Here is a 13,346-nt window from a genome sequence, read left to right on the forward strand (position 1 = left end):
GTACTTGCGAAATCTCCGGATCCCCCGGTCCGGAACCGGCACAATGACGTTCACATTGGTGAAAGGACGGGGAAACGGCGATGAACCCACGGCAACGGCTGCTCGACCGGATCGGCGACATCAACGACGTCGACCGGCCGCGGCCACTGGTCACGCTGGCCGAGTTTTTCGACGGCAACGACGATCCGGCGTCGATCGGCTACAACCTGCCGGCTCCGCCGGCGCCGGCGGAGTTCGCCGAGTTGTTGTCATCGATCGCGCGGCGTGACGACGTGATCGACGTGCGTATCGAGGTGAAGGATCTGGAGGATCCGGACGGCTGGCCGTCGTCGGACTCGATCTGGATCTTCACCACGGCCGACCTGTCGACGGTCCAGAAATGGTTTCCGGAACGATTTGTGCCGGACGAATGGCACCTGGTGACGGAGCTGGAGGAGACTACCGAGCCATACCAGATCCCGGCCGGCGCGCACGGCATTCACGCCTGGTACGACTGAGCGACCGCCGTGTTGGCCGCGATGGCTAACGTATCGGCGGTGGATCAGCGATAGCTCAGTAGGTCTCGGAAATGGGGGTTCGCCACGTGCCTGGCTCGGCTCTGCCGCCAGACGACGCCGGCGAGCGACCCTCCGATCTGCCGAGATTTCGGCATAAACGGCCGTTTTTGGGCTCGGCTCAGGTGCGCCGGCGCGTCCTGCTCGGCGGCACGATCGCGGGCGCCGGAGTGCTGGTCAACCTGGTGATCTGGTACGGCATCCCGAGCGTCCTCGCCTCGACCAACTCCACCATCACCATCACGCAGACCAGCGGACCGATTCCGACCTCGCTGCCACCGACCGCGCCGGTCGACGGAGCCGACAGTGGCCGTGCGGTCGGTCCAGCCGGTGGTGGTACGAGCGCGCCGCCGACCTCGGCCACGACCAGCCAGCCTCCGCCGACCTCGGCGGCGCCACCGACGCGGCCGGCGCCGTCGCACCCGCGTACGCAGCCTCCGCCGTCGACGCAGCCGCCTCCGCAGCAGAATCCGCAGCCGAGTTACCGCACCGTCGAGGCGCGCCACGGGCGGGTGACCTTCCGCTACATGCCGGGACAACTCGATGTGACCGGCGTGTCGCCCGACGACGGCTACGACGTCGGCGCCGGCCGCCAGTCGGCGACCCAGGTGATCGTGCAGTTCAGCCGCGGTGACAACCGCGAGACGATCGTCGCGCAGGTCGACGACGACGGCACGCTGCGCGTGAAGATCTACGACCAGCGCGGCTGACCGTACGCGGTCCACCGCTGTCGTTCCGGCCGCGTGGTTGACATCATGAGGGCAGGCCAACGTCCGTCCAAGCGCAGGGTGAGCCCTGGCGGACAGAGCGGTCTGGTCCACGCGCCACCCGGGAAGAGGTCCCGGTGTCTCGTTACGCGCGCCAGACGCTGCACGTCTTCGCGGTCAACCTGAGCCTGCTCGGCAGCTGCTTCGTGCTGTGTGCGCTGCTGGAGACCGTACGGTTCTAGGTTGTGGCACCATCGGGCTGTGACCAGCAGATCCACCGATCAGCAACGGCTGCGTGACCTGGCGCAGCTGCGCCGCGTACGCGACCGTATCGACCGTGAGTACGCGCAGCCGCTCAACGTCGAGGCGCTCGCGCGCGGCGTCCACATGTCCGCCGGACACCTGAGCCGCGAGTTCCGCGCGGCCTACGGCGAGTCGCCGTACTCCTACCTGATGACCCGCCGCATCGAGCGCGCGATGGCGCTGCTGCGCCGCGGCGACATGAGCGTCACCGACGTGTGCTTCACGGTCGGCTGTTCGTCGCTGGGGACCTTCAGCACGCGCTTCACCGAGCTGGTCGGCGTACCACCGAGCCAATATCGGCGCGACGCGACGAACGCGACGGAGGGGATGTCGCCATGCGTGGCCAAACAGGTGACCAGACCGATCAGGAATCGAGAAGCGCGCGTATCGGCGTCGCAGCTAGCGTGACCGGCATGGACATCACCATTCACCAGTCGTTTCTGCCGCACAACGACGCTCAGGAGGCGCTGGCCTTCTACCGTGACACGCTCGGTTTCGAGGTCCGCAACGACGTCGAGTACAACGGGATGCACTGGCTCACCGTCGGCCCGCCCGGCCAGCCGGACACCGCCATCGTGCTGCACCCGCCGGCCGTCGACCCCGGCATCACCGAGGAGGAGCGCAAGACCATCACCGAGATGATGGCCAAAGGCACCTTCGCCAGCATCAACCTCGCCACCAAGGACCTCGACTCGACGTTCGAGAAGCTGCAGCAGGCCGACAACGCCGACGTCGTGCAGGAGCCGACCGACCAGCCGTGGGGCGTACGCGACTGCGCGTTCCGCGACCCGTCCGGCAACATGATCCGCATCTTCGAGGTGCGCTGAACTCGTACGGCAGTCGTGAGGCGGGGCCGACCGGGCCTCGCCTCGCCGCTCAGCAGATGGAGACACCGATTTGACCAGGGCCAAGCGGCCGGCGCCGGCACCGCACGTCGCCGACAGCCACGACCGCATCCGCGTACAAGGCGCGCGGGTGAACAACCTCAAGGACGTCAGCGTCGAGCTGCCCAAACGCCGGCTGACCGTCTTCACCGGCGTGTCCGGCTCGGGAAAGAGCTCGCTGGTGTTCGACACCATCGCCGCCGAGTCGCAGCGGATGATCAACGAGACCTACAGCACCTTCGTGCAGGGGTTCATGCCGACGCTGGCGCGGCCGGAGGTCGACGTGCTCGACGGCCTGACCACGGCGATCATCGTCGACCAGGAGCGGATGGGGGCCAACTCGCGGTCGACCGTCGGCACCGCCACCGACGCCAACGCGATGCTGCGCATCCTGTTCAGCCGGCTCGGCAAGCCGCACATCGGCCCGCCGAACGCGTACTCCTTCAACGTGCCGTCGGTGACCGCCAGCGGCGCGATCACCGTCGAGCGCGGCGGTAAGACCAAGGCCGAGAAGGCGACCTTCCACCGGCTCGGCGGCATGTGCCCGCGCTGCGAAGGCGTCGGGTCGGTGACCGACTTCGACCTGACCGCGCTCTTCGACGACAGCAAGTCGCTCAACGAGGGCGCGCTGACCATCCCCGGCTACAGCATGGAGGGCTGGTATGGCCGGATCTTCCGCGGCTCCGGCTACTTCGACCCGGACAAGCCGATCCGGCGGTTCAACAAGCGCGAGATGCACGACCTGCTCTATCGCGAGGCGACCAAGATCAAGGTCGAGGGCATCAACCTGACCTACCAGGGGCTCATCCCGCAGATCCAGAAGTCGTTCCTGTCCAAGGACGTTGAGGCGATGCAGCCGCACATCCGCGCGTTCGTGGAGCGTGCCATCACCTTCACCACGTGTCCGGACTGCGGTGGTACGCGGCTGAGCCCGGAAGCGCGCTCGTCGAAGATCAAAGGCAAGCACATCGGTGACGTGTGTGCGATGCAGATCAGCGACCTCGCCGACTGGGTGCGCGGCATCAAGGAGCCATCGGTGGCGCCGCTGTTGGCCAACCTGCAGCACCTGCTCGATTCGTTCGCCGAGATCGGCCTCGGCTACCTGTCGCTGGACCGGCCGGCCGGCACGTTGTCCGGCGGCGAGGCACAGCGTACGAAGATGATCCGCCACCTCGGCTCGTCGCTCACCGATGTGACGTACGTCTTCGACGAGCCGACGATCGGCCTGCATCCGCACGACATCGAGCGGATGAACCAGCTGTTGCTGCAGCTGCGCGACAAGGGCAACACCGTACTCGTGGTGGAGCACAAGCCGGAGGCGATCGCGATCGCCGACCACGTCGTGGACCTCGGACCCGGCGCCGGCTCCGGCGGTGGGGAAGTGGTGTTCGAGGGCACGGTCGAGGGCCTGCGCGGCAGTGACACGCTGACCGGCAAGCACCTGGACGACCGCGCGTCGGTGAAGGACTCGGTGCGTACGCCCTCCGGCGCGCTGGAGGTGCGTGGCGCCAAGACCAACAACCTGCGCAACGTCGCCGTCGACATCCCGCTCGGCGTGCTGACCGTCCTCACCGGCGTCGCCGGCTCCGGCAAGAGCTCGCTGATCAACGGCTCGGTGGCCGACCGCGACGGTGTCGTCGTCATCGACCAGGGCGCGATCCGTGGCTCGCGGCGGAGCAATCCGGCCACCTACACCGGGCTGCTCGAGCCGATCCGCAAGGCGTTCGCGAAGGTCAACGGTGTCAAGCCGGCGCTGTTCAGCGCCAACTCCGAAGGCGCCTGTCCGTCCTGCAACGGCGCCGGCGTGATCTACACCGAGCTGGGGATCATGGAGACCGTCGCCACCACCTGCGAGGAGTGCGAAGGCAAGCGGTTCCAGTCGGCGGTGCTCAAATACACACTCGGCGGCCGCAACATCGCCGAGGTGCTGGAGATGTCGGTCGCCGAGGCCGAGGAGTTTTTCCAGGCCGAAGGCGAAGCGCGTACGCCGGCGGCGCACAGGATCCTCGACCGGCTCGCCGACGTGGGGCTCGGCTATCTGACCCTCGGCCAGCCGCTGACCACGCTGTCCGGCGGCGAGCGGCAGCGGCTGAAGCTGGCGGCGCAGATGGCCGAGAAGGGCGAGATCTACGTACTCGACGAGCCGACCACCGGCCTGCACCTGGCCGACGTGGAGCAGTTGCTCGGTCTGCTCGACCGGCTGGTCGACGGCGGCAAGTCGGTGATCGTGATCGAGCACCACCAGGCGGTCATGGCGCACGCCGACTGGATCATCGACCTCGGTCCCGGCGCCGGCCACGACGGCGGCAGGATCGTCTTCGAAGGCACGCCGGCGGAGCTGGTCGCCAAGCGCTCGACGCTCACCGGCGAACACCTCGCCGCGTACGTCGGCGCCTGAGTCGGCACTAGCGCGTGTGGACGACGTGGCCGGCGGCGATGGTGAGCTCGACGGACGCGTCGGCCACCTTGGCATCGGGGATGGCCAGGATGTCCCGGTCGAGTACGGCCAGGTCGGCGCGCTTGCCGACGGCGATCTCGCCGGCCTCGTCGTCATAGCTGACGAAGGCCGAGCCCTTGGTGAAGGCGTCGAGGCTGTCGCGTACGGACACGGCCTGCTCCGGCAGGAACGGCTGGTCGTCGCGTCGCAGCGGACTGATCCGCCGCGCGGCCACCTCGATCTGCGCCAGCGGATCCGGCGTCGACACCGGCCAGTCACTGCCGGCGGCCAGCCGCGCACCGGCGTTTTTCAGGTCGGCGAAGGGATACATCCGGTCGGTCCGCTCGGCGCCGAGGTAGGGCCGGGTCAGCTCCTCCATCTGGTCGTCGCGCTGCGCCCAGTACGCCTGCATGTTGGCGGTCACGCCGAGCTGGGCGAAACGGGGAACGTCGGCCGGGTCGATCATCTGGATGTGCGCGATGTGGTGCCGGTTTTCGCTGTCTCCGTTGGCTTTCCGGGCGGCCGCGACGGCGTCCAGGCAGTCGCGCGCCGCGCGGTCGCCGATGGCGTGCATGTGGACGCCGAAGCCGATCCGGTCGAGCTCGGTGACCGCCGCTGCCAGCGTGTCGGAGTCCACATAGGACAGTCCGACGTTGTCCGTACGCCCGCCGCAGCCGTCGTGATAGGGCTCAAGGACCGCGCCGGTGTAGTTTTCCAGCACGCCGTCGGCCATGATCTTGACCGTACGCACCGAAATGTTGCCGCCGGATCCCCAGGACGCCTGCTCGACGAAGGCCGGAATCTGCTCCAGGCCGGCGTGCCGCTCCCACCACAGCGCACCCGCCACGCGCGCCGTCAGCTTGCCGGCGTCGTCCAGCGATCGGTATGCCGCAAGGGTTTCCGGCGTGACCCAGGCATCCTGCCAGCCGGTGATGCCGAGCCGGTGCAGGAACTGCTGACCCCGCAGGATCGCGGCTTCCCAGTCCTGCCGGGAAAGTGCCGGCAGCCAACGGTCGCGAAAGGTGTACGCGGCGCCTTCCTGCAGCATGCCGACCGGCTCACCGGCGGCGTCGCGCTCGATGCGTCCGTCGGACGGATCCGGCGTTTGTGCGGTGATGCCGGCGATCCGCAGCGCCGCCGAGTTGACCCAGGCGCCGTGCACGTCGCGGTTGAACAGGAACACCGGACGGTCCGGCACGATCCGGTCCAGGTCCACCTTGGACGGAACGCCGCCGGGGAAATGCTCCATCGACCAGCCGCCGCCGGTGATCCACTCCTCGTCCGGATGTGCCTGCGCGTACGCGGAAATCGCCGCGAGATAAGCGTCCTTGCCGTCCAGCTCGTTGAGACAGACCCGAAGCAGGTCGCGGCCCGCGTACGGCGTGTGCACGTGAGCGTCCTGGAAACCCGGCACGACCAGCCGGCCTGGCAACTCGAGCCGCTCGGTCTTCGGTCCTGTCATTGCCAAAGCCGCGTCGCCGAGCGCGGCGATGCGACCGGCTCGGATGGCTATCGCAGTGGCCGGCGTGCCGTAGATGGCGGCTCCGGTGATGACCAGGTCGGCGGTCAAGCGGCGTCCTCCAGTGCTGGTGTGCGGCGGAAATATGCGACGCGGCGGCGCGCCAACGCGATCGGGATGCCGCCGGCAAGCACCACCAGCGCCACGACGTCCTGGAAGCGCGTGTTGGTTGCCGTGAAAGCGAAGCCATCGGCCGTGATCCAGTTGTACACGAACAGATAAACCGCCATCGCGAAAAGGACGATCGCCGACAGCAACGGGAGCCAGCGTACGACCAGCTGGTCGGTGAGCGAACCGCGTTCGCGACGGAAGGCGGCGACGACGGCCAGGCCGGCGATCGCGTAATAGAGACAGACCGGCATGCCGATGGCGGTCACGAACGCGGTGATGATCTGGCTGAGGTTGCCCAGCGCCGCGCTCAGCACGCAGATCACCGTCGCGATGCCGCCGACCAGCAGCGTACCGACGGCCGGTGTGCCCCAACGCGGATGGATGCGGCCCCAGACCATGCCGAGCACCTGGTCGCGGGACATGCCGAGGGTCTGCCGGCTGGTCGCGAGCAGGATGGCCTGCGCGATCGCGAGCACCGAGATCAGCAACGCGAGCGCGGCGACGAACTCACCGGGACGGCCGGCGACCCGGCCGGCGACGAACGTCAGGCCGGTCGCGCCGTGCTGGACCAGCTCGGGGATCGTCGTCGCGCGCTGGAATCCGATCTGCGCGAACAAAAAGACGACCAGGATCAGCGCGAGCGACCAGATCGCCGCGCGACCGGCCGACGACGTGCGCCGGCTCTCTTCGTTGAGACGTAGGGAATTGTCCCAACCCCAGTAGAGATAGATCGTAATGACGACACCGTGCACGATCGCGCCGACCGAGATGGCGAACGGATTGAACCACGACAACGAAAACGTCTCACCGCCGCCATGCAGCAGTGCCAGGCCGCAGATGCCGACGACGGCGATCACGTCGACGATGATCAGCACGGTCTGGAAGCGTGCCGCGAGGTCGACGCCGCGTACGGCGAAAAAGCACAGCAAGGCCAGCCACAGGACGCCGATCACCGTACTCACCGGCACATTGGCCACGAGCTGGTCGGGGACGACACCGGCGGAGGCGAGGGTCTGCAGCGTGCTGTCGCCGGTGACGCGGATCGTGTACGACAACAGCAGGATCGAGCCGGAGACGGTGATCCAGGCGGACACGAAGCCGAGCCACGGACTGAGGTGGACGCCGGCCCAGTGGTAGACGCTGCCGAGGTTGGCGTCGCGCGCGTTGAGCCGCGCCAGGCCGGCCGCGATGCCGAGCATCGGCAGGATCGCCAGGATCCAAATGCCCGGCATGGCCGGCCCGACGATCGCGGCGGTGACGCCGAGACCGACCCCGATGGTGAAGGTCGGCGCCATGCTGGAGATCGAGAGGCCGATGCCGTCGGCGATCCCGACAACGCGTCTGAGCTCCGGCATGCCGCGACTTTGGCAGAAAAAGCGGGTCAAGACAAGGGATTCCGTTGTCCGGAACACTTCGTTCGACGGATTCGCGCGGATCGTATGCTGAGCGTCATCATGGCTAAGCAGCAGACGTACGTGGCCCCCAGCATCCTGTCCGCCGACTTCGCGCGGCTCGCCGACGAGGCCGCCGCGGCGCACGGCTCGGACTGGTTGCACGTCGACGTGATGGACAACCACTACGTGCCCAACCTCACGCTCGGCCTGCCGGTGGTGAAGAGCCTCAAGGCGGCCACCGACATCCCGCTCGACTGCCACCTGATGATCGAAAATCCGGACCGGTGGGCGGTCGGCTATGCGGAGGCCGGCGCGGTCAACGTCTCGTTCCACGCCGAGACGACCGACAATCCGGTCGCCATCGCCAAGGACCTGCGGGCCGCCGGCAGCCTGGCGGGACTCGCGATCGACCGGGACACGCCGGTCGAGCCGTACCTGTCGCTGCTGCGCAACTTCGACACCGTGCTGATCATGACGATCAAGGCCGGTTTCGGTGGGCAGGCGTTCATCCCGGAGCTGCTGGCCAAGGTGCGGACGATCCGCCGGGCCATCGACGCCGACGACCTGTCGATCCGGCTGGAGGTCGACGGCGGCATCAACACCGACACCATCGAGGCCGCGGCGGAGGCCGGCGCCGACACCTTCGTCGCGGGGTCGGCCGTCTACGGCGCCGACGACCCGGCCGAGGCCGTACGCCGCCTGCGCGCCCTGGCCACCCCCTGACCGCCGACGACGCAATCGGATTCCGATTGCGTCGTCGGATGTGGCCTGACCTGCGATGATGTCGGCGCAGGTGCCAATCGGACACGCGCCGCGCGACCAAGATCAACTTCAATACTTAGGTAAGTTCCCCGCGGACCCACCCCCCACCCGATCTGGGTGGGGGCCCAGATTGGCGGGTGGGTGTGACAGTTTCGGCCCGTGCAAGAAGGGTCAGAGGTCGAGGGCGGCGCGGAGGGCGATGTCGATCTGTTCCATCGTCTCCTCGCCCATCCGGCCGATCCGTTCGGCGAACCAGCGTTTGCGCAGTGGTGCGACGGTCATCGCGCGTACGACGCCGGCCACCGGGTCATCGACCGGCACTTCGAGCAGCGAGGTCCGGGGGACCGGTGCCTGGTCGAAGTCGACGACCAGGGCGTCCTCGCGTGCGGCGGTGAGTTGCTGGTGTCCGACCACGACGACGAGCCGCTCGACCTGGTTGAGTACGACGACCCGCCAGATCTCGCCGCGGAGCAGGACGCTGGTTTCCGGGACCGCCGGTCCCGAACGATGCCGTGCCATATTCGTGTTAGACCTCGGGCTGCTCACCCGCGCGTTCGATCATCGCTTGTTCCGCGGCGTCGAGCCATGCTTCGTCGGTGGATGGAGAGTCGTGCACGGCCTCGGAGACCAGATAAGCCCGGAGCGCGCGGTCGGTCAGCGCCGACAGCGACTCGCCGCGGCGTTCCGCGGCTTTGCGCGCGTGCATGGCGATCTGTTTCTGCACGCTCACGGTGAGCTTCTCGGTGGTCGCCATGACAAGGAGCGTACCAGTCACAACGCCACCGGTACGCGCTCAGAAGTGCCAATTTCTACAGCATGGAACGAAGTTTGACAAGATCGAAAATGCTGGCGTCGATCTTCACCCGGCCGGTGGCGAACGCGCTGGAAAATTTCAACGTGCCGCCGACCAACGCCACCAGATCGTCACTGGAGACGCTGAGGGTGATCTGTCCGCTGCCGTCGTCGTCGCGCTCGATGTCGGTGAGCTGGCCGTCGTGCAGCCGGCCGACGAAGGTCGCCGGCAGGTCGGTGATCCGGCAGGCCAGCTTGCGGTCCAGCGACGCCTTCTTGCGCGTCGCCGCGTCGGCTCCGGCCAGCCGCTGTGCCAGCCCGTCCAGGGCCTGGCGGCACTCCTCGATGGTCGCCATGATCGGCACGCTACCGCACCACGGCGAGTGGAAAACCTGCTCACCCGGTAGCGTGGCAGGACTGGCACAAAGGCGACAGTTACTCGTGGGAGCCGGCTGCCGCCGACGAGAGAAACGACAAGGGGGACGGCTATGCCGGACGCTCTTAGGAACTACCTGGCGATGGCGACCGGGTTGACGGACGTGTCGAAGAAGAAGGCCAAGGCCGCGGCGAAAAAGCTGGCCAAGCGCGGCGGCGCGACCGTCGAGCAGATCCAGTCGCTGACCGAGGACCTGCTCTCGACCAGCTCCGCCAACCGCGAGGCCGTCCAGAAGATCGTCCGGCTGGAGGTCGACCGCGCGCTCGGCCTCGTCGGCCTGGCCACCGCCGAGGAGGTCGAGACGCTGACGACGCGCGTACGCGACCTGGAGCGGCAACTGGCCGAGGCCAAGACCCGGATCGCCGAGGCAGAGAGCACCGCCGAGTCCGCCGTCAAGGCCGCGGCCGCCCCGGCCAGGACCGCACCGGCGAAGAAGGCCGCCAAGGCACCTGCGAAGGCTCCAGCCAAGACCGCGGCCAAGGCGCCGGCCAAAACGGCCGCCAAGACCGCGGCAAAGGCCGCCACGAAGACTCCGGCGAAGCGGACGCCGGCGCAGACCGCTGCCAAGAAGGCCGCGGCGCCGGCGACCCCGCCGGCGACCCCGCCGGCGACCCCGCCGGCCGATGGGGCGACCTCGTGAGTACGCCGATCCCGAAGCCGGGTCCGCCGCCGGGCTACCGGCCGGGACAGCCACCGGTGCCGGCGCCTGGATACCGGCCGCCACAGCCGTCCGACCCTCAGCCTGAGCCGCGGCAACCTGAGCCCCAGCCGGCGCCGAAGCCGGGACCGCCGCCGGGTCATGAGCCGGAGCAGCACGCGTACGGCGTAGAGCCCGCGGCGGAGGACGCCGCCGAGCCAGCGGTCGCCGAGTCAGCGGTCGCCGAGGCGTACGAGGCGCCGATCGCGGATGTCGAGCCTGTCGACGCTGAGCCTGTCGACGCTGAGCCTGTCGACGCTGAGCCTGTCGACGCTGAGCCTGTGGTTGCTGAGCCTGTGGTTGCTGAGCCTGTGGTTGCTGAGCCTGTGGTTGCTGAGCCTGTGGTTGCTGAGCCTGTGGTTGCTGAGCCGTACGAGGCGCCGGTCACGCACGTCGAGTCGGCACCATGCGAGCCGGCGCCGGTCGACGACCGGCCCGAGCCGGTGATCCGGCTGGAGCAGTCCGTACGCCAGCTGGACGGCATCGAGCACCTGCCGATCGGCGAGCACATCACGCGCTACGACGCGGTCCACAAGTCGTTGCAGGACGCGCTCTCCACCATCGACCAGGGCTAGTGGCGCTGCGCCTCGACGTGGCGCTGGTCCGCCGCGGCCTCGCACGTTCCCGCGAGCAGGCCGCGGCGCTGGTCGCCAGCGGCGCGGTCAGCGTCGACGGTCGCACAGCGGCCAAGCCGGCGGCCAAGGTCGCCGACGACGCCGAGGTCGTCGTACGCAGCGACGGACCGGCCTACGCATCGCGCGGCGCGCACAAGCTGGCCGGCGCGCTCACGGCGTTCGATGTCGAGGTCGCTGGACGCCGTTGCCTGGACGCGGGTGCGAGTACGGGCGGATTCACCGACGTGTTGCTGCGCGCCGGCGCCGCCGAGGTGGTCGGCGTCGACGTCGGCTATGGCCAACTGGTCGACAGTCTCCGTGACGATCCGCGCGTACGGACGCTTGAGCGTACGAACGTCCGCGACCTGACGCCCGACCAGATCGGCGGCCAGGTGGACCTCACCGTCGCCGACCTGTCGTTCATCTCGCTCAAGCTCGTTTTGCCTGCCCTGGCCGCGTGTACGCGCGCCGGCGGCGACATCCTGCCGATGGTCAAGCCGCAGTTCGAGGTTGGCAGGGAGCGGCTGGGATCGGGCGGCGTGGTGCGCGATCCGCGGTTACGGACGGAAGTCGTACTGGCAATCGCCGAATCGGCTGCGACGATGGGATGGGGCACCAGTGGCGTGCTGCGCAGTCCGCTGCCGGGTCCGTCGGGAAACGTCGAGTTCTTCCTGTGGTTGCGACGCGGCGCTCCCGACCCTGATCCGGAGCAGGTCGCGGCCGTGGCGGAGGCACCTTGACAAGACAGGCGTTGCTGGTCGCGCACACCGGGCGACCGGAAAACCTGGTCTGCGCCAAGCAGGTGGTCGGCCAGCTGGTCGACGCCGGCTTCGAGGTGCGCGTCCTCACCGACGAGGCCGGTGAGCTGCACGTCAAGGCCGACGAGGTCGACTACGGGCCACAGGCCGCCGGCGACAGCGAGATCGTCTTCGCGCTCGGTGGCGACGGCACGTTGCTGCGCGCCGCCGAGCTGGCGCGGCCCGGCGGCGTGCCACTGCTCGGCGTCAACCTCGGCCACGTCGGCTTCCTCGCCGAGGCAGAGCTGCACGACCTCGACGACGCGGTCAGCGCGGTCGTCGCCGGTCGTTACAACGTCGACGAACGGCTGACGATCGACGTGACGGTCGTACGCGGCGGAGAGGTCGTCGTGGACGACTGGGCCCTCAACGAGGCGAGCGTCGAGAAGGCCGAGCGTGAGCGGATGCTCGACGTACTCGTCAGCGTCGACCGCCACCCGCTCTCGCGCTGGGGCTGCGACGGTGTCGTGCTCGCGACGCCGACCGGCTCCACCGCGTACGCCTTCTCCGCCGGCGGTCCGGTGGTGTCGCCGGACGTCGAAGCGCTGCTGCTGGCGCCGATAAGCGCACACGCGTTGTTCAACCGGCCATTGGTGGCCGCGCCGACCTCGGTGCTGACCGTGGACGTGCTGCCGAACAGCCGCGGTGTGGCCATCCTGTGCTGCGACGGCCGGCGCAGCTTCGAGCTGCGGACCGGCGACCGTGTCGAGGTCCGCCGGTCGGCGACGCCGGTGCGGGTCGTACGGCTGGAGCAGCGGTCGTTCACCGAGCGGCTGGTCGCCAAGTTCGCGCTGCCGATCGACGGCTGGCGCCGTCCCGACTGACCATTTGGCCCGCGGCTAGACGAGCGTGGCGGCCTGGTCGCGCTCGAAGTCGAGCAGGTAGCGCTTGCGCTCGATGCCGCCGCCATAGCCGGTGAGCGATCCGCCGGAGCCGATCACCCGGTGGCAGGGCACGATGATGCTGATCGGATTCTTGCCGTTTGCCAGGCCGACCGCGCGCGACGCGGTCGGACGGCCGATGTGCTCGGCGAGCTCTCCATACGACCAGGTTTCGCCGTACGGGATCTCCCGCAGCGCGGTCCACACGGTGCGCTGGAAGTCGGTGCCGGCCATCGCCAACGGCAGGTCGAAGTCCGTACGCTCACGGTTGAAATACTCGGTGAGCTGCTGCTTCACCTCACCGAAGGGCGTGTCGTCCGGCTCGCCGAAGAACTCCTCCGGCGGACGGTGCCGCTGCTGGTCCATGAACAGGCCGCTGAGCTGGCCGTCGACGGCGACCAGGGTCAGCGGACCGACCGGACTGTCGATCGTGGTGTGTACGCGATGCACGTCGTGTC

General features: G+C 68.7%; 16 protein-coding genes. 10 read left to right on the top strand and 6 right to left on the bottom strand.

What is annotated here, in order from left to right:
- Window positions 1-80 precede the first annotated feature (80 nt).
- The 5 genes from GNX95_RS01140 to GNX95_RS01160 all read left to right on the top strand — a co-directional run bounded on the left by GNX95_RS01140 (window position 81) and on the right by GNX95_RS01160 (window position 4,846).
- On the top strand, window positions 81-497 hold the full coding sequence (locus GNX95_RS01140) for a hypothetical protein (protein ID WP_163505057.1): 417 nt from the start codon (window positions 81-83) through the stop codon (window positions 495-497).
- Between the two features lie 182 nt (window positions 498-679).
- Complete coding sequence (locus GNX95_RS01145; RefSeq protein ID WP_163505059.1) at window positions 680-1,264, top strand: hypothetical protein; 585 nt, start codon at window positions 680-682, stop codon at window positions 1,262-1,264.
- Between the two features lie 258 nt (window positions 1,265-1,522).
- The gene (locus GNX95_RS01150; protein WP_163505061.1) at window positions 1,523-1,972 is read left to right on the top strand and encodes a helix-turn-helix transcriptional regulator; all 450 of its coding nucleotides are present in this window, start codon (window positions 1,523-1,525) and stop codon (window positions 1,970-1,972) included.
- A 5-nt stretch (window positions 1,973-1,977) separates the two neighbouring features.
- Window positions 1,978-2,391 carry a VOC family protein gene (locus GNX95_RS01155; RefSeq protein WP_163505063.1) on the top strand — a complete coding sequence of 138 codons (414 nt, stop codon included), beginning with the start codon at window positions 1,978-1,980 and terminating at the stop codon, window positions 2,389-2,391.
- A 70-nt stretch (window positions 2,392-2,461) separates the two neighbouring features.
- Window positions 2,462-4,846, top strand: coding sequence for an ATP-binding cassette domain-containing protein (locus GNX95_RS01160; RefSeq protein ID WP_163505065.1), 2,385 nt, complete (start codon window positions 2,462-2,464; stop codon window positions 4,844-4,846).
- 7 nt (window positions 4,847-4,853) lie between these two features.
- Here the strand turns inward: GNX95_RS01160 and GNX95_RS01165 are convergent, their stop codons facing one another.
- Both GNX95_RS01165 and GNX95_RS01170 read right to left on the bottom strand, forming a co-directional pair.
- Window positions 4,854-6,455, bottom strand: a complete 1,602-nt coding sequence (locus tag GNX95_RS01165) for an amidohydrolase (RefSeq protein WP_163505067.1) — start codon at window positions 6,453-6,455, stop codon at window positions 4,854-4,856.
- Window positions 6,452-7,870, bottom strand: coding sequence for an APC family permease (locus GNX95_RS01170; protein ID WP_163505069.1), 1,419 nt, complete (start codon window positions 7,868-7,870; stop codon window positions 6,452-6,454). The genes GNX95_RS01165 and GNX95_RS01170 overlap by 4 nt, the downstream gene beginning before the upstream one ends.
- A gap of 99 nt (window positions 7,871-7,969) precedes the next feature.
- Here GNX95_RS01170 and rpe point away from each other — a divergent pair, with 99 nt between their 5' ends.
- Window positions 7,970-8,632, top strand: coding sequence for a ribulose-phosphate 3-epimerase (rpe, locus tag GNX95_RS01175; protein ID WP_163505071.1), 663 nt, complete (start codon window positions 7,970-7,972; stop codon window positions 8,630-8,632).
- Between the two features lie 210 nt (window positions 8,633-8,842).
- Here the strand turns inward: rpe and GNX95_RS01180 are convergent, their stop codons facing one another.
- The 3 genes from GNX95_RS01180 to GNX95_RS01190 are packed head-to-tail and all read right to left on the bottom strand — an operon-like array spanning window position 8,843 to window position 9,819.
- Entirely contained in the window at window positions 8,843-9,190 is a 348-nt protein-coding gene (locus tag GNX95_RS01180; protein WP_163505073.1) for a type II toxin-antitoxin system PemK/MazF family toxin, read from the bottom strand.
- Window positions 9,191-9,197: 7 nt separating this feature from the next.
- The gene (locus GNX95_RS01185; protein ID WP_163505075.1) at window positions 9,198-9,425 is read right to left on the bottom strand and encodes a hypothetical protein; all 228 of its coding nucleotides are present in this window, start codon (window positions 9,423-9,425) and stop codon (window positions 9,198-9,200) included.
- Window positions 9,426-9,480: 55 nt separating this feature from the next.
- Complete coding sequence (locus tag GNX95_RS01190) at window positions 9,481-9,819, bottom strand: SCP2 sterol-binding domain-containing protein (protein WP_163505077.1); 339 nt, start codon at window positions 9,817-9,819, stop codon at window positions 9,481-9,483.
- A 132-nt stretch (window positions 9,820-9,951) separates the two neighbouring features.
- Between GNX95_RS01190 and GNX95_RS01195 the strand changes: the two genes are divergently transcribed.
- The 4 genes from GNX95_RS01195 to GNX95_RS01210 all read left to right on the top strand — a co-directional run bounded on the left by GNX95_RS01195 (window position 9,952) and on the right by GNX95_RS01210 (window position 12,831).
- Window positions 9,952-10,539 carry a hypothetical protein gene (locus GNX95_RS01195; RefSeq protein ID WP_163505079.1) on the top strand — a complete coding sequence of 196 codons (588 nt, stop codon included), beginning with the start codon at window positions 9,952-9,954 and terminating at the stop codon, window positions 10,537-10,539.
- Window positions 10,540-10,952: 413 nt separating this feature from the next.
- A complete protein-coding gene (locus GNX95_RS42925; RefSeq protein WP_246281648.1) occupies window positions 10,953-11,171 on the top strand; it encodes a hypothetical protein in 219 nt (72 codons plus the stop codon).
- Window positions 11,171-11,950, top strand: a complete 780-nt coding sequence (locus tag GNX95_RS01205) for a TlyA family RNA methyltransferase (RefSeq protein WP_246281475.1) — start codon at window positions 11,171-11,173, stop codon at window positions 11,948-11,950. The genes GNX95_RS42925 and GNX95_RS01205 overlap by 1 nt, the downstream gene beginning before the upstream one ends.
- Entirely contained in the window at window positions 11,947-12,831 is an 885-nt protein-coding gene (locus GNX95_RS01210; protein WP_163505085.1) for an NAD kinase, read from the top strand. The genes GNX95_RS01205 and GNX95_RS01210 overlap by 4 nt, the downstream gene beginning before the upstream one ends.
- Window positions 12,832-12,846: 15 nt before the next feature.
- On the opposite strand, the gene GNX95_RS01215 is transcribed toward GNX95_RS01210, so the two are convergent.
- Window positions 12,847-13,338: a methylated-DNA--[protein]-cysteine S-methyltransferase gene (locus GNX95_RS01215; protein ID WP_163505087.1), complete on the bottom strand. Its 492-nt coding sequence runs from the start codon at window positions 13,336-13,338 to the stop codon at window positions 12,847-12,849.
- Between the last annotated feature and the right edge of the window lie 8 nt (window positions 13,339-13,346).

This window comes from Fodinicola acaciae (assembly GCF_010993745.1).
Lineage (GTDB): Bacteria > Actinomycetota > Actinomycetes > Mycobacteriales > HKI-0501 > Fodinicola > Fodinicola acaciae.

Coding starts and splice junctions, on each gene's coding strand:
- GNX95_RS01140 (WP_163505057.1), top strand. CDS start 81: ATGAACCCACGGCAACGGCTGCTCGACCGGATCGGCGACATCAACGAC.
- GNX95_RS01195 (WP_163505079.1), top strand. CDS start 9,952: ATGCCGGACGCTCTTAGGAACTACCTGGCGATGGCGACCGGGTTGACG.
- GNX95_RS01185 (WP_163505075.1), bottom strand. CDS start 9,425: ATGGCGACCACCGAGAAGCTCACCGTGAGCGTGCAGAAACAGATCGCC.
- GNX95_RS01180 (WP_163505073.1), bottom strand. CDS start 9,190: ATGGCACGGCATCGTTCGGGACCGGCGGTCCCGGAAACCAGCGTCCTG.
- GNX95_RS01170 (WP_163505069.1), bottom strand. CDS start 7,870: ATGCCGGAGCTCAGACGCGTTGTCGGGATCGCCGACGGCATCGGCCTC.
- GNX95_RS01190 (WP_163505077.1), bottom strand. CDS start 9,819: ATGGCGACCATCGAGGAGTGCCGCCAGGCCCTGGACGGGCTGGCACAG.
- GNX95_RS01155 (WP_163505063.1), top strand. CDS start 1,978: ATGGACATCACCATTCACCAGTCGTTTCTGCCGCACAACGACGCTCAG.
- rpe (WP_163505071.1), top strand. CDS start 7,970: ATGGCTAAGCAGCAGACGTACGTGGCCCCCAGCATCCTGTCCGCCGAC.